A 26,575-nucleotide genomic window follows, 5' to 3' on the forward strand; every position below is an offset into this window, starting at 1 on the left:
CTGCGATCTGCGTGTTTGGCTCAAGCCCTCGCCGCGATGGCCGCTGCTTCCGCGGCGGCGCGCTGCATGCTGGTCGACATTTCGTTCGTGACCGTGCTCTGCTCCTCGATGGCGGCCGCCGTCGACGTCACATATTCGCTGACATTGTTGATCGCCTGCTTGATCGAGCCGAGCGCGCTGACGACGTCGCCGGAGATGCCGTTGAGGCTGCCGATCTCCTGGCCGATCTTGTCGGTCGCCTGCTTGGCCTGGTTGGCGAGGCTCTTCACTTCGGAGGCGACCACCGCGAAGCCGCGGCCGGCTTCCCCCGCGCGCGCCGATTCGATCGTGGCGTTGAGCGCCAAAAGGTTGATCTGGCCGGTGATGCTGTTGATCATCTCGACGATGCCGGTCATCGCCTGCGCGGCCTCGGTGAGGCGCTGCGCCTGCGCGTCGGCGGAGGCGACCTGCTCGACCGCGCCCATCGCGGTCTCGCGCGATTTCGTCATCGCTTCCGAAATCTCCCGCACCGAGGCGTTGAGCTCCTCGGAGCCGGCGGCGACCGATTCCATCATGCCGCGGACGCGCTCATTGCCCATGCGGACCAGCACCTGCCTGGTGGTATCGGTCGCATATTTCACGACCTTGAACGGCTTGCCGTTGAGGTCGAGGATCGGGTTGTAGGAGGCCTGGATATAGATTTCCTTGCCGCCCTTGCCGATGCGCTTGTACTCGGCGGCCTGGTACTGGCCGCGGTTGAGCGCAGCCCAGAACTCGCGATAGGCCGCGCCGTCGCGCTCGGACGGCTCGACGAACATGCCGTGGTGCTTGCCCTTGATCTCGGCCAGCGAATAGCCGAGGGTCGCCAGGAAATTGTCGTTGGCGGTGATGATCGTGCCGTTCATGTTGAACTCGATCACGGCCTGCGCCTTGTCAATCGCCGCGATCTGGCCGGCGAGATCGGCATTCTTCAGCTTGTCCGCGGTCACGTCGGTTGCGAATTTGACGACCTTGAAGGGCTTCCCCTTCTCGTCCAGCACAGGATTGTAGGACGCGAGAATCCAGACCTCGCGCCCGCCCTTGGCGATCCGCTTGAACTCACCGGACTGAAGCTCACCGCGATTGAGTGCAGCCCAGAACTCGCGGTAGGCGCCGCCGTCGCGTTGATCGGGAGGCATGAACAGGCTGTGGTGCTTGCCTTGGATTTCTGTGAGGGAGTACCCTAACGCGTTGAGGAAGTTGTCGTTGGCGGTCACGACGGTGCCGTCGAGATTGAATTCGATCACGGCTTGTGCGCGGCTAATGGCTGCGGCTTGGGCTTCGAAATTGAGATTTTGCAGGCGAATCGACGCATCGGTCCACTCGACCGCCGTGCCGGCGCGCCTTCCGTCCGGGTGCTTCAGCGGCGTCGCAACCAGATCGAAGCTCCACTGACCGATCTTGATCGTCGCGCGATGCTTGGAATTGAGAGCCTCAAGCATTCGCCGTTGATGGCTGGGGTTCTTGTGGAAGATGTCAATGTTGGTGCCGATCAGACGATCGACGTTGAACTGCGGCAGGTCCTTCTTGAGATCGGCTTCCGCGCCCCGCAGAAGGCGGGTCACGGACTCGTTCATGTAGACGATGTTCAGGTTCTCATCTGCGATCATGACATTTGCGTCGATGACCTTGGCGGCAAGCAACGCGTACGCATCGGAAGTCGTTTTGCGTCCAAACACCTTTGTGTCTCCCAAGTTGCGCTTGAGCCGCGCGAATAATCCGTCTCGTGCTGCAATGTGTCCAGAGCGACGCCTCCGTTGGCTTGCCGCGCCGTTTTCAGTGAAGCAGATGAGCGCTCGGCTTATCGCCGCGGTTGCGCATCTCAATCGATGTAACTCGAGGGCGTCTCGGATGCTCGTCGTCGATGAACACCGTCATCTCATCGAGGCGCCCCAGCTCATCTGCCGAAAGAATCAATTTGGAATTACAATTGCGCCGAGATGCGAAGATTCGCTTAACGATACGATCGGAATTCGGCAACGAACCGCCCGCAAACGCGCGGACTTCAGCTTGCAATAGGCCCGGGCCCGAAGGTCGTCGACTTGCAGTAGCAGCGCTCAGGGGCGAATGGACGGCGACGACAAGGCAAGACACTTTCATTGCAGCAGAGACTGCCGCCACGATCAGGAAAGTTTCTTTCTTCGCGCAGTCCACCACAGCGTCAGATTCCAGCTCACGCAGGTGGCGAGCGCGAGAGTGAGGCCAATCACCGATCCGAATTTCACGACCGCGACGTGCATCACCGCGATCGCCATGCCGAAGCCGAGCAGGCCCCAGGCGGCATTGGCGATGACGGCGGCGGTCGGCGGGCCGCCGATGCGCGGGTGCAGGATCACCATCATGCTGGTGAAGACGATCGGATAGAGCGCGATGATGCCGCTGACGCGCGGCCCGACCCAGCCTGAGGTCGACACCACGATGGCGACCAGAGTGGCGACCAGCGCTGCGCGGAAGGGAATGTCGTACCAGCGGCGCGTCACCAGCGGCATCTTCACATGGCGATAGCGCGCCAGCAGCGGAATGCAGATGCCGAACGCGATCAGGTTGGCGGCAAGGCCTGATGTGAGCGACCAGTCGAACTGGCGGATGATCGAGGCGAGCGCGATCCAGACTGCGATTGCCGCACCACAACTGACGATGAGGTTACGCCGCTGCGCCAGCACGACATAGGTGAGCCCGAGGAAGATCGTCGCGGCGTTGACTGGAAGGCTCGCCAGCGCACCCTGCGCGATGAATGCGGCATCGTGATCGAGCGCGAGAAAGACGTAAGAGGGCCCCGCGGAAATCGGGAGCGTCGCGACCAGCGCGCCGATCACCGGGCCCGAGCGCTCGGTGATAACAGACGCCGTCACCACGAACGCCGCAGCGATCGCCATGCGCAGGAGAAGGAAGAAGAGGAAGGTGAGCTCGGGGGGCATTTTTCGCGGGATGATTTTTGTTGAAGTGAATTATCCGCGGGCTTGTTCACCTCTCCCGTAGGGAGAGGTCGATTTGCAGCAGCAAATCGGGTGAGGGATTCAGGTCCCACGAGAGAGCGCAGCCCCTCACCCGCGCCTTCGGCGCGACCTCTCCCCACGGGAGAGGTGGACGGCTACATCCTCTGCATCGACACCGAGACCTTCGGGCCGTTCTTGATGGTCTGGTAGACCACGCAATAGCGTTCGGTGAGTTTCAGCAGCAGATCGAGCTTGTCCTGCGGCGCGTCGGTGTCGACTTCGAAGCGCAGGCGGATCTCGGCGAAGCCGACCGGGGTCTCCTTGTCGACGCCGAGCGTGCCGCGGAAATCGAGATCGCCTTCAGCGTAGACATTGCCGGTTTTCAGCGGCACATCGATCGCGGTCGCGACCGATTTCAGCGTGACGCCGGCGCAGGCAACCAGCGCCTCGAGCAGCATGTCGCCCGAACAAAGCTCCAGCCCGGAGCCGCCGGTCGCCGGATGCAGGCCAGCCACCGCGAGCGCGCGGCCGGTCTCGACCTTGCAGGCGATGCCGTCGTTGTCGGTCGTGCCCTTGGCCTTCAGCGTGATCAGCGCGGCCTTCGGATCGGTCTTGTAGCGTTCCTTGATCGGGGCCTGCATCTGGCGGAGTTCTGCGGCATCCATTTTTGTTCTCTCCCGGAAGATCGCCCCTCGATGTACCGGCTGGGAGCAAAATTGTCACCACCACATCGCCTGGCCGGGACCCTGGGTTGCGTCACGGTCAGGCACGTTGCGATCGAGCGAGCGGTCGAGCGAAGTCAGGACGCTGCGCTTGAAGCTGTCGAACAGAGGCGAGTTGCGGTCGCGCGGGCGTGCGAGATTGATCTCGATCTGGTCGAACAGCCGGCCCGGCCGCGGCCGCATCACGAGCACGCGATCGGCCAGCACCACAGCCTCGTCGACGTCATGGGTCACCAGGATCAGCGTCGGGCGCGTATCGGCCCAGAGGTCGAGCAGATGGTCTTGGAGATCCCTGCGGGTGAAGGCATCGAGCGCTGAGAACGGCTCGTCGAGCAGGAGCACCTCGGGTTGCGGCACCAGCGCACGCGCGATCGCGACGCGCTGCGCCTGTCCGCCGGAGAGCTCGCGCGGCCAGGCATCGGCCTTGTCGGCAAGTCCGACGCGCTCGAGCGCGCGCGCGACTTTTTCGCGTCGCTCGCCCGCGGGAAGGTCCGCAAGGCCGAAGCCGATGTTGTCGGCGACGCTGAGCCAGGGCAACAGCCGCGGCTCCTGGAAGATGATGCCGATCTTGGCATGCGGCGACGATATCGCCTCGTTGTCGAGCGTCACCGTGCCCGAGCTGGCGCGATCGAGGCCGGCAATGGCGCGCAGCAGCGTGGACTTGCCGCAGCCGGAACCGCCGATGATGGCGACGATCTCGCCCTGCCTGATCGCGGCCGAGAAGCGCGCCAGCGCCTCGACGCCATTGGGGTAGGTCTTGCTCACCCGTTCGAGCGCCAGCATCACGCCCCTCCCTGCTCGCGCCCGAAGGCATCCTGCCAGCGCAGCAGCGGCGCCGTCGCGACCTCGATCAGCCAGTCGGTGAGCTTGCCGAGGATGGCGAAGATGACGATCGCGGCGACGATCTGCGCAGGCTTGCCGAGCTGCTGGCCATCGAGCAGGAGATAGCCGAGACCTTCGGAGGCACCGATCAATTCGGCCGCGACCACGAACATCCAGCCCAGCCCGAGGCCGACGCGCAGCGAGACCACATAGGCCGGCAGCACCGCGGGCAGCAGGATGCGGCGGATCATGGCCGGGCCCGAGAGACGGAAGACGCGGCCGACCTCGACGATCTTGCGGTCGACCGAGAGGATCGCACCCATCACCCCGAGATAGACCGGAAAGAACACGCCGACCGCGATCAGCACGATCTTCGAGGTCTCGAAAATGCCAAGCCACAGGATGAACAACGGCACCCAGGCGAGCGACGGGATCGCGCGCAGCGCCTGGATGGTCGGATCGAGCAGCCGTCGCGCCAGCGCCCAATAGCCGGAGACGGCCCCGAGCAGCGTGCCCGCGACGACACCGAGGCCGAAGCCGAGGCCGACGCGCCACAAGGTCGCCGCGATGTGCCGCGTCAGCTCACCAGAGCGGGCAAGATCGAGGATGGTGGCAAAGACGCGCGAGGGCGGCGGCACCAGCCGGCCGTTGGAATAGCCGAGCCAGACCACGAGCTCCCATCCCAGCGCGAGCGCCAGCGGCAGCGCGAGCCCAAGCAGCGGCCGCGCGTAGCGCGCGATGCGCGGCGCATGCGCTACGGCGCTATCGGCTTGTTCCACGGCTGGCGCGTCGAAGGTCATTGCCATAGCAAGCGCGTCTTGTACGGGATTGCAACAGTGTCGCCGCGCTCTCCGCTGTCGTCCCGGACAAGCGAGCGGAGCGAGCGCTGATCCGGGACCCATAATCCCAGGGAGAAGTTGTGGCGCGAGCTGGTGGTTGTCAGCCTCCGCCCAACCCCTCCCTGGGGTTTTGGGTCCCGGGTTCGCTTCGCGCCCCGGGACGACAGGGGAATTTGTTGCGCCAGCGTGCCTCTTCCCGCCTTCAATTCGTCGGCAGCAAGACCTGGTCGTCGATCAGGGCGTCGAGCGTAGCCTTGACGTCGACCTTGGCGTCGACGACGCCCGCCTGCTGGAGCGCGAGGCCGGCGGCGAGGATCGACTCGCGCTGCGGCGCGCCGATGCGGCTGTGGGTCAGCTCGGTGCGCTCCTTGAGCTGCTTGTCGACGACGGTGTCGGGCAGCTTCGTCACCGCAATGAAGGTCTTCTTCAGCTCGTCGTAATTCGCCAGCGAATATTTTCGCGCGTCCTCATACACCGCGAGCACGCGGCGGACGATGTCCGGATAGTCCTTCAGGAACTGCTCGCGCACATTGAGGATGCCCCAGGTGTTGGCGTCGGCCTTGCGGTAGAACAGCTTTGCGCCCTCCTCGACCTCGGCCTGCGCCATCATCGGATCGAGGCCGGCCCAGGCGTCGACGTCGCCGCGAATCAGCGCGGTCTTGCCGTCGGCATGCTGGAGCAGCACCGGCGTGATGTCCTTCTCGGAGAGGCCGGCCGCGAGCAGCGCGCGCACCAGGAAAATGTGAGGATCGGTGCCGCGCGTCACCGCGACGCGCTTGCCTTTGAGATCAGCAACGCTCGCGATCTTGGAATCCTTAGGCGTGACCAGCGCGGTCCATTCGGGGCGCGAATAGACGTAGATCGACTTGATCGGGTTGCCGTTGATCCTTGCGACCAGTGCCGCCGAACCCGCAGTCGAGCCGAAATCGATCGAGCCGGCATTGAGGAATTCGAGCGCCTTGTTGGAGCCGGCCGACTGTACCCAGGTGATGCTGATGCCGTCCTTGGCGAACTCCTTCTCGAGAAGCCCCTTCTGCTTCAGGACCAGCGACACCGGATTGTAGGTCGCCCAGTCGATGCGAAGCTCCTTCAGCGGCTCGGCTGCGCGCACCAAACCAGGGGTCAGCGCGAGCGCCACAGCGCCCGCCAGCAGAATGCGTCGTGAAAATCTGGTCATGCCTGCCTCCTTGCGAAACTTCATTGTTTTTCAATGAGTTATACCTAGAGGTCAACGAGAAAATCCCTGTCTTGAAACCAGGCCGACCGAGAACAAGTTTGCCGAAAGCCGGCCTTTCCAAGCATGGAACGACTATTGCGAAAGAATGGCGGGTGACAGCGCCTGTCACCTCTTATATCCGGTGAAGCATGGACAGCGTCACGACCCAGCACAAGCAGGAGATGGATGATCGCTTCGACAGCGCGCGGGTGACCGCCGCAGTCGACGCGCTTGCCGCAAAGCATGAGGGGCGCGAGGACGCGTTCCGCACGGCGATGGCGCAACTGCTCAAGACCGAGCTGATCGCAGCGCGCGCCGAAGCGCAGAAGATCCTGCTGAAAGACCGCCACGGAAGGCGCTGCGCCGAGCGGCTGTGCCACGTGCAGGACGAGATCATCCGCATCCTCTATTCGGCCGCGACCCGCCATCTCTACCGCTCGCCGATTCCGACCGGCGCCGAGCGCATGGCGGTGGTTGCGACCGGCGGCTATGGCCGCGGGCTGATGGCACCGGAATCCGACATCGATCTCTTGTTCATCCTGCCCTACAAGCAGACCGCCTGGGGCGAGCAGGTCGCCGAAGCCATCCTCTATTGCCTCTGGGACATGGGCCTGAAGGTCGGTCACGCCACGCGCTCGGTCGATGAATCGATCCGGCAGGCGCGCGGCGACATGACCATCCGCACCGCGATCCTGGAGACGCGCTTCCTGACCGGCGACCAGCCGCTCTATGACGAGCTGGTCGCGCGGTTCGACAAGGACGTGGTGCAGGGCACCGCATCCGAATTCGTCACCGCAAAGCTCGCCGAACGCGAGGAGCGGCATCGCCGCGGCGGCCAATCGCGCTATCTGGTCGAGCCCAACGTCAAGGATGGCAAGGGCGGCCTGCGTGACCTGCACACGCTGTTCTGGATCGCGAAATACGTCTATCGCGTGCGCGACACCGACGAACTCGCCGAGCGCGGGGTGTTCGACGCACAGGAGTACCGCACCTTCCGCCGCTGCGCCGACTTCCTCTGGTCGGTGCGCTGCAATCTGCATTTCTACTGCGGCCGCGCCGAGGAGCGCCTCTCCTTCGACCTCCAGCGCGAGATCGCGGTTCGCCTCGGCTACACCTCGCATCCCGGCATGCAGGACGTCGAGCGCTTCATGAAGCACTACTTCCTGGTCGCCAAGGAAGTCGGCAATCTTACCGCCATCCTGTGCGCGAAGCTGGAAGACCAGCAGGCCAAGCCCGCGCCGGTGCTGAGCCGGATGATGGCGCGCCTGAGGCCAAGCACCGTGAAGCGGCGCGTGCCTGATAGCGACGACTTCATCGTCGACAACAACCGCATCAACCTGGCTGCACCCGACGTGTTCAAGCACGATCCGGTCAACCTGATCCGCATCTTCCGCCTGGCACAGAAGAACAACCTCGCGTTCCACCCCGACGCGATGCGTACCGTGACGCGCTCGCTCAACCTGATCAACGCGCAGCTCCGCGAGAATCCGGAAGCGAACCGGCTGTTCATGGAGATCCTGACCTCCAACGACGCCGAGACCGTGCTGCGACGGATGAACGAGACCGGCGTGCTCGGTCATTTCATCCGCGCCTTCGGCAAGATCGTCTCGATGATGCAGTTCAACATGTATCATCACTACACGGTCGACGAGCATCTGATCCGCTGCATCGGCTTCCTGCAGGACATCGAGCGCGGCGGCATCGAGGAGTTCACGCTCGCCAGCGACCTGATGCGCAAGACCCGGCCCGAGCACCGTTCGGTGATCTATATCGCGACGCTCCTGCACGACATCGCCAAGGGCCGGCCCGAGGATCACTCCATCGCGGGCGCCAAGGTGGCACGGCGGCTCTGTCCGCGGCTCGGCTTCAGCCCGGCCGATACCGAGCTCGTGGCGTGGCTGATCGAGGAACATCTGACCATGTCGACGGTCGCGCAGTCGCGCGATCTGTCCGACCGCAAGACCATCGAGAACTTTGCCGCCGTGGTGCAGTCGGTCGAGCAGATGAAGCTGCTCACGATCCTGACCACCGCCGACATCCGCGGCGTCGGGCCCGGCGTGTGGAATGGCTGGAAGGCGCAGCTTTTGCGCTCGCTTTACTACGAGACCGAGCCGGTGCTGACTGGCGGCTTCTCCGAAGTCGACCGCGGCAAGCGCCTTGCCGCCGCGCAGGCCGAATTCCGCATTGCGTTTGCCGAATGGCCAAAGGATGAGCTCGACGCCTATGTCGGCCGGCACTATCCGGCCTACTGGCTCAAGGTCGAACTGCCGCGCAAGATGCGCCATGCGCGCTTCGTGCGCGCGAGCGAGCAGGCCGGCCACAAGCTCGCGATCAATGTCGGCTTCGACGAGGTGCGCGGCGTCACCGAGCTCACGATCTTCGCCGCCGACCATCCCTGGCTGCTGTCGATCATCGCCGGCGCCTGTGCGTCCGCCGGCGCCAACATCGTCGACGCCCAGATCTACACCACGACCGACGGCCGTGCGCTCGACACCATCTCGATCTCGCGCGAATACGAGCGCGACGAGGACGAGGGCCGCCGCGCCACCCGCATCGGCGAGATGATCGAGGACGTGCTGGAAGGCAAGCTGCGGCTGCCCGAGGTGGTGGCCCGGCGCACCGTGCGCAGCAAGGCGCGCCCCTTCGTGATCGAGCCGGAAGTCATCATCAACAACCAGTGGTCCGATCGCTACACCGTGATCGAGGTCTCCGGCCTCGACCGCCCCGGCCTGCTCTACGAGCTGACCACGGCGATCTCCAAGTTGAACCTCAACATCGCCTCCGCTCATGTTGCGACCTTCGGCGAGCGCGCGCGCGACGTGTTCTATGTCACCGACCTCCTCGGCGCGCAGATCAACGCGCCGACACGCCAGGCCGCGATCAAGAGCGCGCTGACGCATGTGATGGCGGGCGAGAAGGCGGTTCAGCCGGCGGCGTGAGGGGCGCGCCCGACTCTCTCCACGTGTCATTCCGGGGCGCGCGTGGCGCGAGCCCGGAATCCATTCATCCGCGTTACCAGTGGCCCGATAGATTCCGGGCTCGCCGCTCGCGCTGCGCCCCGGAATGACGAGTAGGACGAGTAGAGAGAGACGCGCTACACCTCCACCCCCTCGTGCCTGAGCAGCCAACGCTTGCGCTCCAAGCCGCCGCCGTATTTCACCAGCGATCCGTCAGCGCCGATCAGGCGATGACAGGGCAGCACCACGCTGATCGGGTTGGAGCCATTGGCATGACCGACGGCGCGCACCGCCTTGGGCATATCGAGCCTTGCCGCCAATGCGCCGTAGCTCAGCGTTGTGCCTGAGGGAATCGTTGCAAGCGCCGTCCAGACCTTGCGCTGGAACGGCGTGCCGGTGACACGCCACTTGATCGACTTGAGCCGATCGAGATCACCGTCGAAATAGCCTGACAGCGCGAAACGCATTTCGGCGGGCGCGCGCCGCGCGCGCAGATCGACCGCGCCGTGGTGCAGGCGCAACAGCTCCCGCATGCGATGTTCGTAATCTTCCCAATCGAGCGCGCGAAGAATGCCGTCGGCATCGAAGACGAGCAAAGCGGCCCCGATCGGCGTCGCGAGGCGATCGAGACCGAATGCTTCCGGGTTCTGCGTCGTCGACTTCATCAGGATGATCTCTGCCAAATGGGCAGGCACACATTGTCGCGGCACGCCCGTGAACGCCACCCGAAAGCTGATCCGCCTTGCGCCGTGGCGGGGCTTCCTCCACAATTCCCGACAGCGATGGCGGCCGCTCAAAATAGGCGCAATCAGACCATCGGCAGATAATTCCGTCAGGAGGAAGATTCCGGATGAACAATCGTCTAGCTCATTTGGCCGCCACCGCGGCCTTCGCCCTTGCGCTCGCAACCTCGCCGGCGCTCGCGCAGAAGAAATACGACACCGGCGCCACCGACACCGAGATCAAGATTGGCCAGACCGTGCCGTTCTCGGGCCCCTATTCCGTCTACGCCAATATCGGCAAGACCCAGGCCGCCTACTTCAAGATGATCAACGATCAGGGCGGCATCAACGGCCGCAAGATCAACCTGATCCAGTATGACGACGCCTATTCGCCGCCGAAGACGGTCGAGCAGGTGCGCAAGCTGGTCGAAGGCGACGAGGTGCTGTTCACGTTCCAGATCATCGGCACCGCGGCAAATGCGGCCGTGCAGAAATATCTCAACGGCAAGAAGGTGCCACAGCTCCTGGCCTCGACGGGCGCCGCACGCTTCAACGATCCGAAGAACTATCCCTGGACCATCGCCTATAATCCCAACTACGTGTCCGAGGGGCGCATCTACGCAAAATACATTCTCGAAAATCACCCCAACGCCAAGATCGGCGTGCTCTACCAGAATGACGACATGGGCCGCGACTATCTCGCCGGCCTGAAGAGCGGCCTCGGCGACAAGGCCACGAGCATGATCGTCGGCGAGGTGTCCTACGAGGTCACCGATCCAACCGTCGACTCGCAGGTGGTCAAGCTGAAGTCGATGGGCACAGACGTGTTCTTTGATGCTTCGACGCCGAAATTCGCGGCACAGGCGATCAAGAAGCTCGCCGACCTCGGCTGGACGCCGGTCCACATCGTCGACATCAATGCGAGCCCGATCTCGGCGACGCTGAAACCTGCCGGCCTCGACATCTCCAAGGGCATCATCTCGACCCAGTACGGCAAGGAGCCCAGCGATCCGCAGTGGAAGGACGATCCCGGCGTGAAGGCCTTCTTCGCCTTCATGGACAAGTATTTCCCGGAAGGCGACAAGCTCAACACCGTCAACACCTATGCCTATTCGGTGGCCGAATTGTTGACGCAGGTGCTGAAGCAGTGTGGCGACGACCTGACGCGCGAGAACGTCATGAAGCAGGTCGCCAACATCAAGGACTTTACTCCGAGCTTCGCGCTGCCCGGCATCAAGATCAACACCGGACCGAACGACTTCCGCGTCAACAAGCAGATGCAGATGATGAAGTTCAACGGCGAACGCTGGGAGCTGTTTGGCCCGATCATGGAAGACACCGGACCGTCCGGTTAGTTACAGCGCTGACTCTCTCGCTTTGGTTAGGCCAGAGCGTATGCTCTCTCGCTCCCTTCCCCTTAAGGGGGGAGGGAGCGCAGCGGTGATTGCGGCGCTGACTTCAATCAAATCAGCCAGTGGTCCCCTCGCTTACGTCGGCACCTCGCCGAAATTCTTTCCAACCGGCAGCGCGGCATGGCGAATCAGGCGCGAGTCCTCCACGGCCGCTTGCCGGTGTTTCACCGCTTCGCGATAGACGGGGTCGCGGATCATCTCGACGAAGGCGGCGACGCTTGGATATTCGGCGATGAAGCAATGGTCCCAACGCTCCTCTTGCGGGCCGATCAGCATCATCTCGAACTTGCCCTGCCAGATGATGCGGCCGCCGAGGCGTGTGAACACCGGACCGCTTTCGCGACCATAGGCCGCATAGGCCTCGGCGCCGGTCGCTTTCCGGCCGTCCGGATAGGCGGCCTCCTTGCGCAGGCGCACCAGGTTGAGCATGTGGATCGGGCCCGGGCGGTCGTTCTCCCGGAATTGCGCGAAAACCTCCTTGGTCGGATCGATATGGCCCATGAGCGTTTCCTTTCGTTGATGGCTCGATCCTAGCTTTGCCGCGCTTCTTGCGGAACCACCGGCACGCGCTCGCCGCACCTCCTAATCCCGCATTAAGCTTTGCGTAACCGGGCCTTAAACAGCCACCGCTAGCGTACGGTGTGGCGGGCTGACCGGGCGTTTTTGCGTATGGCGTGGGGAAAGAAAAAAGGCGGGCGCAAGGAGCCGCTGTTTGGCTTGCCTGCAGCGCTGGCCGATTTGCGCCTGACGGCGGCCGATCGCATCCCGAACGCTACCGACGACAAGCCGAAAAAGGCCAAGGCCAAGCGCAGGAGCGACGATGCCGATGACGAGCCGCCGCGCGAGAGGAAAGCCCCCGTGAGCCGCAGCGGCGCAAAGCGAAGGTCGAAGTCGAAGATCGGCTTTGGCATCGGCCGGCTGTTCTATTGGGGCGCCGTGCTCGGCCTCTGGGGCGTGATCGCCGTGGTCGGCGTCGTGATCTGGGTCGGCGCCCATCTGCCGCCCATTCAGTCGCTGGAGATTCCCAAACGCCCGCCGACGATCCAGATCGTCGGCATGGACGGCAGCGTGCTGGCGCAACGCGGCGAGATGGCCGGCGCCAATGTCGCGCTAAGGGATCTGCCGCCGTATTTGCCAAAGGCCTTCATCGCCATCGAGGACCGCCGCTTCTATTCGCATTTCGGCATCGACCCGGTCGGCATCTTGCGCGCCGCCGTCACCAATGTTCTCCGTCGCGGTGTCTCGCAGGGCGGCTCGACGCTGACGCAGCAGCTCGCCAAGAACCTGTTTCTGACGCAGGAGCGCACCATGCAGCGCAAGCTGCAGGAGGCGGAGCTTGCGATCTGGCTGGAGCGCAAGCACTCCAAGAACGAGATTCTGGAGCTCTACCTCAACCGCGTCTATTTCGGCTCCGGCGCCTATGGCGTCGAGGCCGCCGCGCAGAAATATTTCGGCAAGTCGGCCAGGAACGTGACGATCGCGGAGGCCGCGATGCTCGCGGGCCTCGTCAAATCGCCCTCGCGCCTTGCGCCCAACCGCAATCCCGAAGGCGCGGAAGCGCGCGCGCAGGTCGTGCTCGCCGCGATGGCGGAGGCCAAGTTCATCACCGAAGCCCAGGCGCAGGCCTCGATCGGCCATCCCTCCTACAACGTGAAGCCGGCCGGCGCCGGCACCGTGAACTACGTCGCCGACTGGATCGGCGAAGTGCTGGACGATCTCGTCGGCCAGATCGACCAGAGCATCACGGTCGAGACCACGATCGATCCAAAGCTCCAGAGCGTGGCGGAGGCCGCCATCATCGACGAGCTCGCGGCGAAAAGCGTGAAATTCAACGTCAGCCAGGGCGCGCTGGTCGCGATGACGCCCGGCGGCGCGGTGCGCGCCTTGGTCGGCGGGCGGAATTATTCCGATAGCCAGTACAACCGCGCCGTGACGGCCAAGCGCCAGCCGGGCTCCTCGTTCAAGCCGTTCGTCTATCTGACCGCGCTGGAGCAGGGGCTGACGCCGGACACGATCCGCCAGGACGCGCCGATCGAGGTCAAGGGCTGGAAGCCCGAGAACTACACTCATGAATATTTCGGCGCGGTGACGCTGACGCAGGCGCTCGCGATGTCGCTCAACACGGTCGCAATTCGCCTCGGCCTCGAAGTCGGGCCGAAGAACGTGGTGCGCACGGCGCATCGGCTCGGCATCTCGTCGAAACTCGAACCCAACGCCTCGATCGCGCTCGGGACCTCCGAGGTCTCGGTCGTCGAGCTGGTCGGCGCCTACGCGCCGTTCGCCAATGGCGGCTTCGCGGTGTCGCCGCATGTCGTGACGAAGATCAAGACGATAGAAGGCGGCAAGCTGCTCTACATGCGCCAGCCCGACGAGCGCAACCAGGTGATCGAGCCGCGCCATGTGGCAATGATGAACACGATGATGCGGGAAACGCTGATCTCCGGCACCGCCAAGAAGGCGGAGATCCTAGGCTGGATGGCCGCCGGCAAGACCGGCACCAGCCAGGATTACCGGGACGCCTGGTTCGTCGGCTACACCGCCAACCTCGTCACCGGCGTCTGGCTCGGCAATGATGACAACTCGCCGACCAAGAAGGCGACCGGCGGCGGCCTGCCTGTGGAAGTCTGGTCGCGCTTCATGCGCATCGCGCACGAAGGCGTGGCGGTCGCAAGCCTGCCGAACTCGCAAGTCGGCTGGGGTCTGTCGAACCTCGCGCAGGCGGCTTCGCAAGTCTCCGCCCCGACGCCGCCTGCTCCCGTCAACAACGGCGGCACTCGCCCGCCCCCGACGCGCGCCAATGTCCGGCCGGAGCCGGCCGCGGGTCTCGACGGCTGGCTGATGGATCGGTTGTTCGGCGGGAACAGGTAGCGACTAAGGCGCTATCAGGTTCGGCCTGAACTAAAAGTTCGAAAACAGCCCATGCACAGTAGCCGGTGACGGCCGGTGTGGTGCACGGTGAATTTGACGAAGCCGTTGGCGCGTCGGGTAAATCAGTGGCCATCGCGCGAGGGCACTGACGTTGCCACCTTTTTCGGCTGTCATTCCCCGCGCAGGCGGGGAATCCAGTACGCCGCGGCTTCTCCGTATTCGTCACCGCCTCTGGAATACTGGATCGCCCGCTTTCGCGGGCGATGACAGCTTCCAAAACTGCAACAACGAGGCTTAATCCTCGATTCCGTAGCGATGCAGGTCGTTGCCATGGGTGTCGAGCCACTTCTTGGCGCGCTCCACCGACGGGCAGACCTTCGCGCAGACGCGCCAGAACCGTGGCGAGTGGTTCATCTCGACGAGGTGGGCGACCTCGTGGGCTGCGAGATAATCCAGCACGTAGGGCGGCGCGAGGATCAGGCGCCACGAGAACGACAGCGAGCCGGCGGAGGTGCAGGAGCCCCAGCGGCTCGACTGATCGCGGATCGAGAGGCGCCTGACGCGAACGCCGAGCTCGGCGGCATAGGCTTCCGCCGACCGTTGCAAATCGTGGCGCGCCTCGCGCTTCAGGAAGTCATGGACACGGCGATCGACATGATCGACGCCACCGGCAACGCAGATGATGCGCTCGCCGCTATCGCGCGTCTCGGTCCACACCGTGCCGCGGACGCCGGCGCGATGCACGATCCGGTGCGGCAAGCCCCGAAGCGGTATCACAGTGCCCGCCTGGAACGGCGCAGCCTTTGGCAAGCGGCCAAGGCGCGCGGCAATCCATGCACCGTGACGCTGCGCGAAGTCTTTTGCCTCAGCGAGCGTGCCGCGCGGCGGCATGGTGAGGATCGCTTCGCGATCGCTCGGATGAATTCGAAGCGTATAGCGACGCGCGCGGCGGTGCCGACGCAGCCTTATCGCGAAGAATTGCGATCCGTGGTGGATCACAAAGGTCTTGGGTTCGTGAGGCCGCCGATAAAGTAGCGCGCGAGTGGCCATGTCTGTCAGTCCGGGGGGCAGGAGTTCGCCCGGATTCTGCCATAACCGCCGCCAGGGAAAGCGCTCGGCGCAAAAACAAATCATTTGCCCAATATACAGGGGTTGGCAGCCCGGGAGACCCTACAGACTGGGGTTGGAACCCGATTTTTTCGCCCCCGCTGGACGCATGCTGGGGCCCCAAAATCTGAGGGCGGACTCACTCCTAGAGCGCTACCTAATTACCGCGAATCTGGCGGGAACCCAGGCCCGCCGGAGGGGTCCGGCAGGCGCGGGAAACCCGAAAAAGCGGCCTATTCGGCCGCCAACGCCAGTGAAGCCTTCGGATTCGCCGCCGAAATCATGAAATCGTGGATACGCGGCACGATTTCCGACTTGAAACGCGAGCCGTTGAACACGCCGTAATGTCCGACGCCCTTCTGCACGTAATGCACGCGGCGATTTTCGGGGATCAAGCTGCACAAACCATGCGTCGCTTCGGTCTGACCGAGACCCGAGATGTCGTCGTTCTCGCCTTCCACAGTCATCAGCGCAACGCGCGTGATCTTGGTGGGATCAACCCGCGTGCCGCGATGGGTCATCTCACCCTTCGGCAGCGCGTGCTTGACGAACACGGTGTCGACCGTCTGCAGGTAATACTCCGCGGTCAGGTCCATCACCGCGAGATATTCGTCATAGAAGTCGCGATGCTTGTCGACGAGATCGCCGTCGCCCTTCACCAGATTGGCAAACAGCTGCTTGTGCGCATCCATGTGCCGGTCGAGATTCATGCTGATGAAGCCGTTGAGCTGCAAAAAGCCCGGATAAACGTCACGCATCATGCCGGGATGCGGGAACGGCACCTTGGTGATGACGTGGTTGCGGAACCAGTCGATGCCGCGCTGTTCGGCAACCTTGTTCACCGCGGTCGGATTGCGGCGGGTGTCGATCGGGCCGCCCATCAGCGTCATCGAGGTCGGCACGAAGGGGTCGCGCCGCGCTTCCATGATCGAAACGGCCGCGACGACGGGGACGGAAGGCTGGCACACCGCCATCACATGGGTGTTGCCGCCGAGCACATGCAGCATCTCGATGACGTAGTCGATGTAGTCGTCGAGATCGAAGCGGCCTTCGCTCAAGGGGACCATGCGAGCGTCGGCCCAATCGGTGATGTAAACCTCATGCGCGGGCAGCAGGGCCTCGACCGTGCCGCGAAGCAGCGTCGCGTAGTGGCCGGACATCGGCGCCACGATCAGCACGCGCGGCTGCGGGCTGCGCAAGGGGCGGGTAAACTTGCGATCGAAATAGAGCAGCCGGCAAAACGGCTTTTCCCAGACCGGGCGGACCTCGACGGGGACGCGGATGCCGTTGACCTCGGTGTCGTCGAGGCCCCATTCCGGCTTGCCGTAGCGGCGCGTCGTGCGCTCGAACAATTCGCAAGCCGCGGCCAGCGATTTGCCGACATCGGTGTGCGACCACGGATTCAGGGGATTCTGAAACAGGATCTTGGTGGCGTCGGTGACCGCGCGCGCTGGATTGAGAGAGGCGTGCGCCATCTCGTACATCCAGTACATCGGCGTCGTTAAGACCGGACTGCCTTCGGCCACCAGGGGCGGTGCGCCGCCAAACTCACCAATAGGCATATCGTATATCCTCTCGCATCGCAGCATACTGCCGAATGCGTAATATTGCGTCAATGCATGGCTCCGTACATGTACGGGCTTGAAGTAGCAAAAACGAGCCTGAATCCACGGGAAAGTGAAACTACTCGCCGCTGGACAGCAGCGAGCCGTGTTTCTTGGCGCTGCGCAAAAGGGCAAGGAATGCCCCGAAAGATGCAGCCAGAAGGCCCGCATTGATGACGAGGGCGGCGAGCATCAGGTCGGCCCGGAAGCTGTGCTCGATCAGCAGCGCCCGCATCCCCTCGAAAACATAGGTCGGCGGCAGCATCCAGGCGACCACTTGCAGCCAGCCGGGCAGCACGCTGACGGGATAGTAGATGCAGGCGAGCGGCATGATCGCGAACATCAAGGTCCAGACGATGCTTTCGGCCCCAAGCCCGTTCCGCAACACCAGGCCGGAGACGAAGATGCCGACCGCCCAGCTCGTGAAGATCAGATTGCAGAAAAAAGCGATCAGCGGCAGGCCGAGGCTGTAGAAATTGAAGTGAAACAGAAACAGCGCGAGCAGCGTCATCGGGATGACGCCGATCGCGAGCCGGATCAGGCTCATGACCATGAGCGCGAGCAGGAACTCGATCGGCTTGAGCGGGCTCATCATGAGATTGCCGATGTTGCGCGCCCACATCTCCTCCAGGAACGAGATGGAGAAGCCGAGCTGGCCCCGAAAGAGGATGTCCCAGAGGATGACGGCGCCGATCAGCGTGCCGCCTGCCCGCGCGAAGAAATTGGCATTTTCCGCGATATAGAGCTGGATGAAGCCCCAGGTGATGACCTGGAGCGCCGGCCAGTAGAGCAGCTCCAGAAGCCGCGGCCAGGACGACATCAACAGGTACCAGTAGCGCAGGATCATCGCGTTGATGCGATGCATGGCGAGGCCACGATGAAGCGCAAGCTCGCTCATCGCACCGCCTCCCGCGGCGCTCCATTGCTCCGGCCGCGAGCGACGTCCAGAAACACCTCTTCCAGCGTGTCGCGGTTGTAGCGGGCCATGATGGCGTCGGGCGTGTCGTCGTCCTCGATGCGGCCGCGCTTCATGATGATGACGCGGTCGCACAGCCGCTCGACCTCGAGCATGTTGTGCGAGGCGAGCAGGATGGTGGCATTGTGCGCTTTCCGGTAGGCCTCGAGATGCGCCCGCACCCAGTCTGCCGTGTCAGGGTCGAGCGAGGCCGTCGGCTCGTCCAGCAGCAGCAGCTCGGGCTGGTTGATCAGCGCCTTCGCAAGCGCAACGCGGGTCTTCTGCCCGGCCGAGAGCTTGCCGTTCGACCGGTCGAGGAATTCATTGAGATCGAGATCGTCGGCAAGCTGCGCGATGCGACCGGACAGATCCTTCACCGCATAGAGCTTGCCGAAAATCGTCAGATTCTGCCGCACCGTGAGCCGCATCGGCATGTCGACATAGGGGCTCTCGAAATTCATCCGCCCGAGCACATCGGCGCTCTCCTCGGGCATCCGATGCCCGAGCACCCGCACGCGGCCCGAGGTCGGCAGCACGAGGCCCATGATCATCGCGATCGTCGTGGTCTTGCCGGCGCCGTTGCCGCCGAGCAGGCCCGTGATGGTGCCGCGGGCAAGCGAAAAGGAAATGTCGTCGACCGCGCGGGTCTGCTTGTAGACCTTGACGAGATGGTCGACCTCGATCGCCGCGGACAGGGCGCCGTCCGCGACAGTCAGCCGACTTGAAGCCTTGTCATTCTCGGTCATGCTGGGCGTTCTTCTGCTATTGCGGCGGCAAGCGCAAGACTTGTAACCAGTCGGATTGTGTGAGCCACGGTGTTTGTGACCTGAGAAGGCAGTGCCCAATTGGCCGATATGACTGAAATTGCCGCTTCCGAGTTTCGCCATTCGCAGCGACATATCCGCCTGGATACGATTCTGCGGCTGCGCTGGCTTGCGGTGCTCGGCCAGCTCGCCGCCATCTTCATCGTGGCGCAGGGGCTGGAATTCAACGTTCCGATCATCCCCTGCGTCACTATCATCGGGCTGTCGGCGGCGCTCAACCTCACCCTGCAAACGGCGGCCAATCCGATGCAGCGGCTGAAGCCGGTCCATGCGGCCGCACTGCTGGCGCTGAACATCGTGGAACTGGCCGGTCTCTTGTTCTTCACCGGCGGATTGCAGAACCCGTTCTCATTCCTGTTCCTGGCCCCGGTCCTGATCTCCGCGACCGCGCTGCCGGCCCGGCTTACCTTCGGCCTCGGCCTGCTCGCGGTCGCCTGCGCCTCGATTCTGGTCTTCTCTCATCTGCCGCTGCCCTGGGACACCGACGATCCCCTGGTGCTGCCGCCGATCTATCTGGTCGGCGTCTGGCTTTCGATCGTGCTCGCGATCGGCGTCACGAGCCTCTACTCCTTCCAGGTGACGGAAGAGGCGCGCAAGCTCGCCGACGCGCTCGCCGCGACCGAGCTGGTGCTGACGCGCGAGCAGCATCTGACCCAGCTCGACGGGCTTGCGGCCGCGGCCGCGCATGAGCTCGGCACGCCGCTGGCAACCATCTTCCTGATCTCGCGCGAACTGGAGAAGACGGTGAAGGACGCAAGCTTCGCCGCCGATCTGAAAACCCTGCGCGAGCAGACGCAGCGTTGCCGCGACATCCTGAGCAAGATCACCCAGCTCTCCTCCACCGGCGCGCCATTCGACCGCATGAAGCTGTCAGAGCTGATCGAGGAGGTCGTAGCGCCACACCGTGATTTCGGTGTCGCCATCAAGGTGCGGATCGCGGTGGCGGCGACCATGGAACCGGTCGGCTCGCGCAATCCAGCGATCCTCTATGGCGTCGGCAATATCGTCGAAAATGCCGTCGATTTTGCCCACACCACCGTCGAGGTGAACGCGTGGTGGAACAATGACAGTCTCGAGATCCTGATCTCCGACGACGGCCCCGGCATTCCACCCGATCTCTTGAACCGGATCGGCGAACCCTATCTGTCGCGGCGGCGCTTGCAGGACGACGGTGGAGGCGAGCGTCGCGGCCTGGGGCTCGGGGTGTTCATCGCACGCACGCTCCTGGAGCGCACGGGCGCGAAAGTCTCGTTTACCAATCGGACCTTCCCCGAGCATGGCGCCGTGGTGCAGATCGCATGGCCGCGCGAGCGTTTTGAGGCTACCGAGACAGCCGAAGAAACAATAGGATAGGCCGCGACGTTGGGTCGCACTGCAAGTACGATCGACTTTCGGCGACCTTGGCAGCGCCCGATTGCAACGCCATATGTTTCAGCGTTGGAGAGAGGACAAAACCTTGAACGCCATCGCCGAACTGAATGAACAGGCCGACCGCTCGCTCTTGATCGTCGAGGACGACAAGCCGTTTCTGGAGCGGCTGTCACGCGCCATGGAGACGCGCGGCTTCACGGTGACCTCCTGCGATAGCGTCTCGGATGGATTGGCTGAGATCGGCAAGGCCGCGCCGGCGTTTGCGGTGGTCGACTTGCGGCTCGGCGACGGCAACGGCCTCGACGTGGTCTCGGCGCTGAAGAAGAAGCGCCCGGAGGCACGGGCCATCGTGCTCACCGGCTATGGCAACATCGCCACCGCCGTGACCGCGGTGAAGATGGGCGCGATCGATTATCTCTCCAAGCCGGCCGACGCCGACGACGTCGTCGCCGCGCTGCTTTCGACCGGCACCGAAAAGTCCGAGCTGCCGGCGAACCCGATGTCGGCCGACCGTGTGCGCTGGGAGCACATCCAGCGCATCTACGAGATGTGCAACCGCAACGTCTCGGAAACCGCGCGCCGCCTCAACATGCACCGCCGCACCCTGCAGCGAATTCTGGCCAAGCGCGCGCCGCGGTAGTTTCAGGATCGTACTCTGGCACCGTCACCCTGAGGTGGCCGCGAAGCGGCCCTCGAAGGGCGACGGCCCGGCCGCATCCCGGCCGTTCATCCTTCGAGGCTCGCTACGCTCGCACCTCAGGATGACGGGTCGGCGTCGCTCTTTGCCTTACTCCCAAAACTCGGCATGGCCCTGCGGATCGACCAGGCGGTTGATCCGGAGCGCGGCGGCCATCGCGAAGCGTACCGTCATCTGCTTGCGCGTCGGGGCCGGCAGCTTGTGCTCGGGCGCCTCGCAGTGGAGATGCGCGCCATAGGCATCTGCGATGATCAGGCCGGTGCCTTCCGGAAAGATCTCGCAAGGAAGATCCTGCGTGAAGGCGAAGAACAGCCGGTCGCAATGGGCGCGGTATTCGTGCCATTTCTGGTCGCTGCGAAGATCCTCGACCGACGACTTGATCTCGACGATCCAGATCTCGCCGCGCTCGTTCAGCGCGACGAGATCGGCACGGCGGCCCGACGGCAGCGGCAATTCGCTGATGCAGGAGAAGCCGAGCGAGCGCAACAGCCGCGCCGTACCGCGCGCGACCGCGAGCGCGGTTTCCGACTGACGGCCGTCAGTCGGCGGAACGAGTGCGATGTGGCGGGCGGTGTTGTCCATGGACGTGAGCTTAGCCGATTCCACTGGGTGCGCCCACAGTTGGATGGAGACGCAGCTGGTGCCCATTCTCCGTCGTCATTCCGGGGCGCGCGAAGCGCGAGCCCGGGACGACACTGAGTGCGAGGTGTGGAACCTCGCCTCTCGCCGACACTTAATCACGCAGCCACCAACCGCCGCGCGGACCCACGAGGCTGCCCCGACATGATCGACGACCTCTGGTACAAGAACGGCGTCATCTACTGCCTCTCTGTTGCCACCTACATGGATGCCAATGGCGACGGCGTCGGCGACTTCAAGGGGCTGTTGCGGCGGCTCGACTATCTGCACGGCCTCGGCATCACTGCGATCTGGCTGATGCCGTTTCAGCCGTCGCCCGGGCGCGACGGCGGCTACGACATATCAGACTATTACGGCGTCGATCCACGCTACGGCACGCTCGGCGACTTCGTCGAATTCGCTCATGGCTGCAAGCAGCGCGGCATCCGCATCATCATCGATCTCGTCGTCAACCACACTTCGGACCAGCATCCCTGGTTCAGGGCTGCGCGCAGCTCGAAGGACTCGCCCCACCGCGACTGGTATGTGTGGTCCGACAAGAAGCCTGCGAACGCAGCCAAGGGCGTCGTGTTTCCGGGCGTGCAGAAATCGACATGGACGCGCGACAGGGAAGCAGGCGCCTGGTACTTCCACCGCTTCTACGATTTTCAGCCCGACCTCAACACCTCGAACCCGCGCGTGCAGGCCGAGCTCCTGAAGATCATGGGCTTCTGGATCCAGCTCGGCGTCTCCGGCTTCCGGATGGATGCCGTGCCGTTCGTGATCGCCACCAAGGGAGCGAAGGTCAAGACGCCGACGGAGCAGTACGATATGCTGCGCTCGTTCCGCGAATTTCTGCAATGGCGCGAGGGCGACGCGATCATCCTTGCGGAAGCCAATGTGCTGCCCAGGACCGACATGGAGTACTTCGGCCGCGACGGCGACCGCATGCACATGATGTTCAACTTCCACGTCAACCAGCATTTGTTCTATGCGCTGGCCTCGGCCGACTCGCGCGCGCTCGCCAAGGCAGTGAAGGCGACCAGGCCGCGGCCGGCGTCCGCCCAATGGGGCCTGTTCCTGCGCAACCATGACGAGCTCGATCTCGGACGCCTGACCAAGGCCCAGCGCGATCGCGTCTTCAAATGCTTCGGCCCGGACAAGGACATGCAGCTCTATGACCGCGGCATCCGCCGGCGGCTCGCGCCGATGCTCGGCGGCGACCGGCGCCGGCTCGAGCTTGCCTACAGCCTGATGTGCACGCTGCCGGGGACACCGGTGATCCGCTACGGCGACGAGATCGCGATGGGCGACGACCTGTCGCTGCCCGAGCGCAATTGCGCGCGCACGCCGATGCAATGGTCGACCGAACCGCACGGAGGCTTCACCGACAGCAACAAGCCGGTCTCGCCGGTCATCGACGAAGGACCATATGGCTTCGGGCACGTCAACGTCGCCAAGCAGCGGCGCGATCCGAACTCGATGCTGAACTGGACCGAGCGCATCATCCGCATGCGAAAAGAAGTGCCGGAGGTCGGCTGGGGCGACTTCGAGGTCATCGCCGTGCAGGACCCGGCGATCTTCATCATCCGCTATGACTGGCGCAACAATTCGGTGCTGTTCGTGCACAATCTCGACGAGAAGCCGCGCGAGGTCGCGTTCTCGACGAAGCTGCCTGAAGGCCATGGCGGGCTGCTGATCAATCTCCTGGCGGAAGATCACAGCCGCGCCGACAAACGCGGCCGGCACCGCGTCGTGCTCGAGCCCTACGGCTATCGCTGGTACCGCGTCGGCGGGCTCGACTATCTCCTGAAGCGCAGCGATATCGACGCCAAGGCGATGCGGAAGAATGCGCGTGGGAAGTGACGTCCCCCGTCATTCCGGGGCGCGCGAAGCGCGAGCCCGGGACGACAGCGATCATCGCGTCGGTCCGATCACCACGCCTTCATTGCCGCGCAGGTCGAGCACGCCTTCGAGCTCTTCGCCTTCGCGGTCGAGGAAGGTCGAGACCAGGATCTCGCTTCCGAAGCGGATGGCGCTGGTGGTGACGGCGACGGGGTCCGGGCCGAGATTGAGCACCACCACCAGCGCGTCGTCGCCGGCCTGCCGGCGATAGATCAGGAGGTCGCCTTGCGCGGCGATCGGATGATAGTCGCCGGCGACCAGCGGCCGATGCGCCTTCCGCAAGGCGACCAGGCGCTTGTAGAGATTCAGGATCGAGAATTTGTCGGCCTCGAGATTGACCACGTTCGCATGGACGTAGATCTCCGGCAGCGGCAGCCACGGCGTGACTTCCGAGAAGCCACCAAAATTCGAAGAATCCCATTGCATCGGGGTACGGCAGCCGTCGCGGCCGACGCCGATGCCGGGCACGTTCTTCTCGAAGGGATCGCGGACGTCCTCGGGTGCGATCGCGACCTGGTTCATCCCGATCTCGTCACCATAGTAGAGCGTCGGCGTACCGCGCAGCGTCAGCAGCAGCATGGCGGCGACCCGCGCCTGCTCCGGCCCGACGCGGCTTGCGACGCGCGGCCGGTCGTGATTGCCGAGCACCCAGTTTGGCCAGGCGCCCTTCGGCAACGCCTTCTCGTAGTCCTCGATGATCTTCTCGATCGAGCGCGCGCTCCAGAAGGTCGAGAGCAGCGCGAAATTGAACGGCATTTGCGCGCCGGCGAGATCGTTGCCGTAATAGGCCATCAGGCGATGCAGCGGCAGATAGATCTCGCCGATCAGCACGCGTGCGCGATAGGCATCGGTGACGCGGCGCATCTCAGCGATGACGTCATGCACCTCCGGCTGGTCGGTCGAGTACTGCGTGAGGATTTTTTCGTGCGGCGGACGTCCCTCGACATAATGCGGGTTCAGCGGATTGTCGCGGAATTCCGCGTCCTTGATCAGGTGCCAGATGACGTCGACGCGAAAGCCGTCGACGCCTTTCTCCAGCCAGAACCGCATCACGTCATACATCGCCTCGCGGACATCAGGATTGCGCCAGTTGAGGTCCGGCTGCCGGGCGAGGAAGGCGTGGTAGTAATATTGTCCCGTTGCCTCGTCATATTGCCACGCACTGCCGCCGAACTCGGACAGCCAGTTGTTCGGCGGACCGCCGTCGGGCCCGCCATCGCGCCAGATGAACCAGTCGCGCTTCGGGTTGTCGCGCGAGGAGCGGCTCGCGATGAACCAGGGATGCTGGTCGGAGGTGTGGTTCGGCACGAGATCGAGGATCAGCTTCAGCCCGCTGTCATGCGCGGCCTCAAGCAGCGCATCGAAATCCTCCATGGTGCCGAACAGGGGATCGATGCCGGTGTACTCGGAGATGTCGTAGCCGAAATCGGCCATCGGCGAGCGGAAGACCGGCGACAGCCAGATGGCATCGACGCCGAGCGATTTCACGTAAGCCAGGCGCTTGAGGATGCCGGCGAGATCGCCGACCCCGTCGCCGTCGGTGTCCTGAAACGAGCGCGGGTAGATCTGATAGAAGATGCCGTCGCGCCACCAGTATTCGTCGTCCTGGGCCATATTCTTGTGATTTCCCCCGAAAATATGCGCTTCAGACGAAGCAACGCGGGACTGGCGCGCGCGTTCAGAGGAACAGGGTAATGGGACGTCCGTATGACCGCGAGTTCGCGTCATGCCGCGAGGACGGCGCGTGATGCGGACTCGTACCGCAATTTCGCGCCGATCCCGCCTTCAGCCCACCGCGATGCGGATGGAACCTTGGTTCCGGGGACGAAACCCTGGAGGAGACCTATGAGGTCACGCATCACCCGTTACTCGCTCGCCTTCGCTCTCGCCGTACTTCCGTTGCCCGCAGGCCTGTCCTCGGCCATGGCACGACCGACCGTCGAGGTCGCCTTCGTGCTCGATACAACCGGCTCGATGAGCCGGTTGATCGAGGGCGCCAAGCGCAAGATCTGGTCGATCGCCACGGCCATCGTCGATTCCAATCCGGACGCCGATATCCGCATGGGCCTCGTGGCCTACCGCGATATCGGGGATGAGTACGTCACGACCAAGATCGAGCTCACGCGCGACATCCAGGATCTCTACGCCAACCTGCTCGAGTTCAAGGCGCGCGGTGGCGGCGACTGGCCGGAAAGCGTCAATGAGGCGCTGGATGTCGCCATCAACAAGCTGCAGTGGACACCAGGCGCGGAGTCGCGACGCATCGTATTCCTGGTTGGCGACGCACCGCCGCACATGGACTATGCGCAGGACACCAAATATCCGTTGACCCTGGCAGTCGCCAGGCAGAAGGACATCATCGTCAACACCGTGCTCGCTGGCGATGCACGCGATACCGAGCGTGTGTGGCGCGACATCGCACAGATTGGCAACGGCCGTTTCATCGCCATACCGCAGGACGGAGGGCAGGTCGTGGTGATCGAAACGCCCTACGACCAGGACATCATCATCCTGCAGCAGCAGATCAACGAAACCGTGATTCCCTATGGGTCGCCGGAGCTCCAGAAGCGCACCGAAATCCAGGTGGAAAAAGCTGGGCGCATGGCAAACGCGGCGCCGGCAAGCGCCTCCGACATGGCGAGCTTCATCAACAAGCGGTCCAAAGTGACCTCGCAGGCCATCACCAGCGGCGGCGATCTCGTCGCCGACGCCGCTGCCGGCGACACCAGCGTTTCCTCTGTCAAGGAAGAAGACCTGCCGGCGAAGCTACGCGCGATGAAACCCGAGGAGCGCTCGGCCGAGGTCACCAAGCAGATCGACCGACGCAAGGCTCTCAACGAGCAGCTCGCAGCGCTGGTCGCGAAGCGCGACAAGTATGTCGGCGACCAGCTTGAGAAGAAGCCGAGAACATCCGCTTTCGACGGGGTCGTTGAGGATACGCTCAAGGCTCAGATCAAGCGGTAGGGCTGCTCCGGCGGCGGC

General features: G+C 63.9%; 21 protein-coding genes. 7 read left to right on the top strand and 14 right to left on the bottom strand.

Annotation, left to right across the window (positions count from 1 at the left end):
- Positions 1 to 20: 20 nt before the first annotated feature.
- The 6 genes from Q2941_RS17840 to Q2941_RS17865 all read right to left on the bottom strand — a co-directional run bounded on the left by Q2941_RS17840 (position 21) and on the right by Q2941_RS17865 (position 6,514).
- On the bottom strand, positions 21 to 1,697 hold the full coding sequence (locus Q2941_RS17840) for a methyl-accepting chemotaxis protein (protein ID WP_458193285.1): 1,677 nt from the start codon (positions 1,695 to 1,697) through the stop codon (positions 21 to 23).
- Positions 1,698 to 2,141: 444 nt separating this feature from the next.
- Positions 2,142 to 2,936 carry a hypothetical protein gene (locus tag Q2941_RS17845; protein WP_458193286.1) on the bottom strand — a complete coding sequence of 265 codons (795 nt, stop codon included), beginning with the start codon at positions 2,934 to 2,936 and terminating at the stop codon, positions 2,142 to 2,144.
- Between the two features lie 173 nt (positions 2,937 to 3,109).
- The gene (locus Q2941_RS17850) at positions 3,110 to 3,619 is read right to left on the bottom strand and encodes an OsmC family protein (protein ID WP_458193287.1); all 510 of its coding nucleotides are present in this window, start codon (positions 3,617 to 3,619) and stop codon (positions 3,110 to 3,112) included.
- A gap of 54 nt (positions 3,620 to 3,673) precedes the next feature.
- The gene (locus Q2941_RS17855) at positions 3,674 to 4,459 is read right to left on the bottom strand and encodes an ABC transporter ATP-binding protein (RefSeq protein WP_027524001.1); all 786 of its coding nucleotides are present in this window, start codon (positions 4,457 to 4,459) and stop codon (positions 3,674 to 3,676) included.
- Entirely contained in the window at positions 4,459 to 5,298 is an 840-nt protein-coding gene (locus tag Q2941_RS17860; RefSeq protein WP_458193303.1) for an ABC transporter permease, read from the bottom strand. Before Q2941_RS17860 ends, Q2941_RS17855 begins: the two co-directional genes overlap by 1 nt.
- Before the next feature lie 241 nt (positions 5,299 to 5,539).
- Positions 5,540 to 6,514 carry an aliphatic sulfonate ABC transporter substrate-binding protein gene (locus Q2941_RS17865; RefSeq protein ID WP_458193288.1) on the bottom strand — a complete coding sequence of 325 codons (975 nt, stop codon included), beginning with the start codon at positions 6,512 to 6,514 and terminating at the stop codon, positions 5,540 to 5,542.
- Between the two features lie 188 nt (positions 6,515 to 6,702).
- On the opposite strand from Q2941_RS17865, the gene Q2941_RS17870 reads away from it, so the two are divergent.
- Complete coding sequence (locus tag Q2941_RS17870) at positions 6,703 to 9,492, top strand: [protein-PII] uridylyltransferase (protein ID WP_458193289.1); 2,790 nt, start codon at positions 6,703 to 6,705, stop codon at positions 9,490 to 9,492.
- Positions 9,493 to 9,647: 155 nt separating this feature from the next.
- Here the strand turns inward: Q2941_RS17870 and Q2941_RS17875 are convergent, their stop codons facing one another.
- Positions 9,648 to 10,175 (bottom strand): methylated-DNA--[protein]-cysteine S-methyltransferase, encoded by a 528-nt coding sequence (locus Q2941_RS17875; protein WP_458193290.1) that lies wholly within the window; start codon positions 10,173 to 10,175, stop codon positions 9,648 to 9,650.
- A 185-nt stretch (positions 10,176 to 10,360) separates the two neighbouring features.
- Between Q2941_RS17875 and Q2941_RS17880 the strand changes: the two genes are divergently transcribed.
- Positions 10,361 to 11,587 (top strand): ABC transporter substrate-binding protein, encoded by a 1,227-nt coding sequence (locus Q2941_RS17880; protein WP_458193291.1) that lies wholly within the window; start codon positions 10,361 to 10,363, stop codon positions 11,585 to 11,587.
- Between the two features lie 132 nt (positions 11,588 to 11,719).
- Here the strand turns inward: Q2941_RS17880 and Q2941_RS17885 are convergent, their stop codons facing one another.
- Positions 11,720 to 12,145, bottom strand: coding sequence for a DUF1330 domain-containing protein (locus Q2941_RS17885; protein ID WP_458193292.1), 426 nt, complete (start codon positions 12,143 to 12,145; stop codon positions 11,720 to 11,722).
- A gap of 168 nt (positions 12,146 to 12,313) precedes the next feature.
- Between Q2941_RS17885 and Q2941_RS17890 the strand changes: the two genes are divergently transcribed.
- Positions 12,314 to 14,512: a transglycosylase domain-containing protein gene (locus tag Q2941_RS17890; RefSeq protein ID WP_458193293.1), complete on the top strand. Its 2,199-nt coding sequence runs from the start codon at positions 12,314 to 12,316 to the stop codon at positions 14,510 to 14,512.
- A 294-nt stretch (positions 14,513 to 14,806) separates the two neighbouring features.
- On the opposite strand, the gene Q2941_RS17895 is transcribed toward Q2941_RS17890, so the two are convergent.
- The 4 genes from Q2941_RS17895 to Q2941_RS17910 form a co-directional block, all read right to left on the bottom strand.
- Positions 14,807 to 15,646 (bottom strand): M48 family metallopeptidase, encoded by an 840-nt coding sequence (locus Q2941_RS17895; RefSeq protein ID WP_027523993.1) that lies wholly within the window; start codon positions 15,644 to 15,646, stop codon positions 14,807 to 14,809.
- Positions 15,647 to 15,852: 206 nt separating this feature from the next.
- Positions 15,853 to 17,181 carry a polyhydroxyalkanoate depolymerase gene (locus tag Q2941_RS17900; protein ID WP_458193294.1) on the bottom strand — a complete coding sequence of 443 codons (1,329 nt, stop codon included), beginning with the start codon at positions 17,179 to 17,181 and terminating at the stop codon, positions 15,853 to 15,855.
- Between the two features lie 121 nt (positions 17,182 to 17,302).
- Positions 17,303 to 18,121 carry an ABC transporter permease gene (locus Q2941_RS17905; protein WP_027523991.1) on the bottom strand — a complete coding sequence of 273 codons (819 nt, stop codon included), beginning with the start codon at positions 18,119 to 18,121 and terminating at the stop codon, positions 17,303 to 17,305.
- Positions 18,118 to 18,924, bottom strand: coding sequence for an ABC transporter ATP-binding protein (locus Q2941_RS17910; RefSeq protein ID WP_027523990.1), 807 nt, complete (start codon positions 18,922 to 18,924; stop codon positions 18,118 to 18,120). Before Q2941_RS17910 ends, Q2941_RS17905 begins: the two co-directional genes overlap by 4 nt.
- Before the next feature lie 108 nt (positions 18,925 to 19,032).
- Between Q2941_RS17910 and Q2941_RS17915 the strand changes: the two genes are divergently transcribed.
- A complete protein-coding gene (locus Q2941_RS17915; RefSeq protein WP_027523989.1) occupies positions 19,033 to 20,355 on the top strand; it encodes an ActS/PrrB/RegB family redox-sensitive histidine kinase in 1,323 nt (440 codons plus the stop codon).
- 103 nt (positions 20,356 to 20,458) lie between these two features.
- A complete protein-coding gene (locus Q2941_RS17920; protein ID WP_027523988.1) occupies positions 20,459 to 21,013 on the top strand; it encodes an ActR/PrrA/RegA family redox response regulator transcription factor in 555 nt (184 codons plus the stop codon).
- A 147-nt stretch (positions 21,014 to 21,160) separates the two neighbouring features.
- Here the strand turns inward: Q2941_RS17920 and Q2941_RS17925 are convergent, their stop codons facing one another.
- A complete protein-coding gene (locus Q2941_RS17925) occupies positions 21,161 to 21,652 on the bottom strand; it encodes an MmcB family DNA repair protein (RefSeq protein ID WP_027523987.1) in 492 nt (163 codons plus the stop codon).
- Positions 21,653 to 21,853: 201 nt separating this feature from the next.
- Between Q2941_RS17925 and Q2941_RS17930 the strand changes: the two genes are divergently transcribed.
- Positions 21,854 to 23,554: an alpha-amylase family protein gene (locus Q2941_RS17930; protein WP_027523986.1), complete on the top strand. Its 1,701-nt coding sequence runs from the start codon at positions 21,854 to 21,856 to the stop codon at positions 23,552 to 23,554.
- 51 nt (positions 23,555 to 23,605) lie between these two features.
- Here Q2941_RS17930 and Q2941_RS17935 read toward each other — a convergent pair whose 3' ends face one another.
- Positions 23,606 to 25,207: an alpha-amylase family glycosyl hydrolase gene (locus tag Q2941_RS17935; RefSeq protein WP_458193295.1), complete on the bottom strand. Its 1,602-nt coding sequence runs from the start codon at positions 25,205 to 25,207 to the stop codon at positions 23,606 to 23,608.
- A 231-nt stretch (positions 25,208 to 25,438) separates the two neighbouring features.
- Here Q2941_RS17935 and Q2941_RS17940 point away from each other — a divergent pair, with 231 nt between their 5' ends.
- Positions 25,439 to 26,557: a vWA domain-containing protein gene (locus Q2941_RS17940; RefSeq protein ID WP_458193296.1), complete on the top strand. Its 1,119-nt coding sequence runs from the start codon at positions 25,439 to 25,441 to the stop codon at positions 26,555 to 26,557.
- Positions 26,558 to 26,575: the final 18 nt, after the last annotated feature.

This window comes from Bradyrhizobium sp. UFLA05-153, assembly GCF_054185185.1.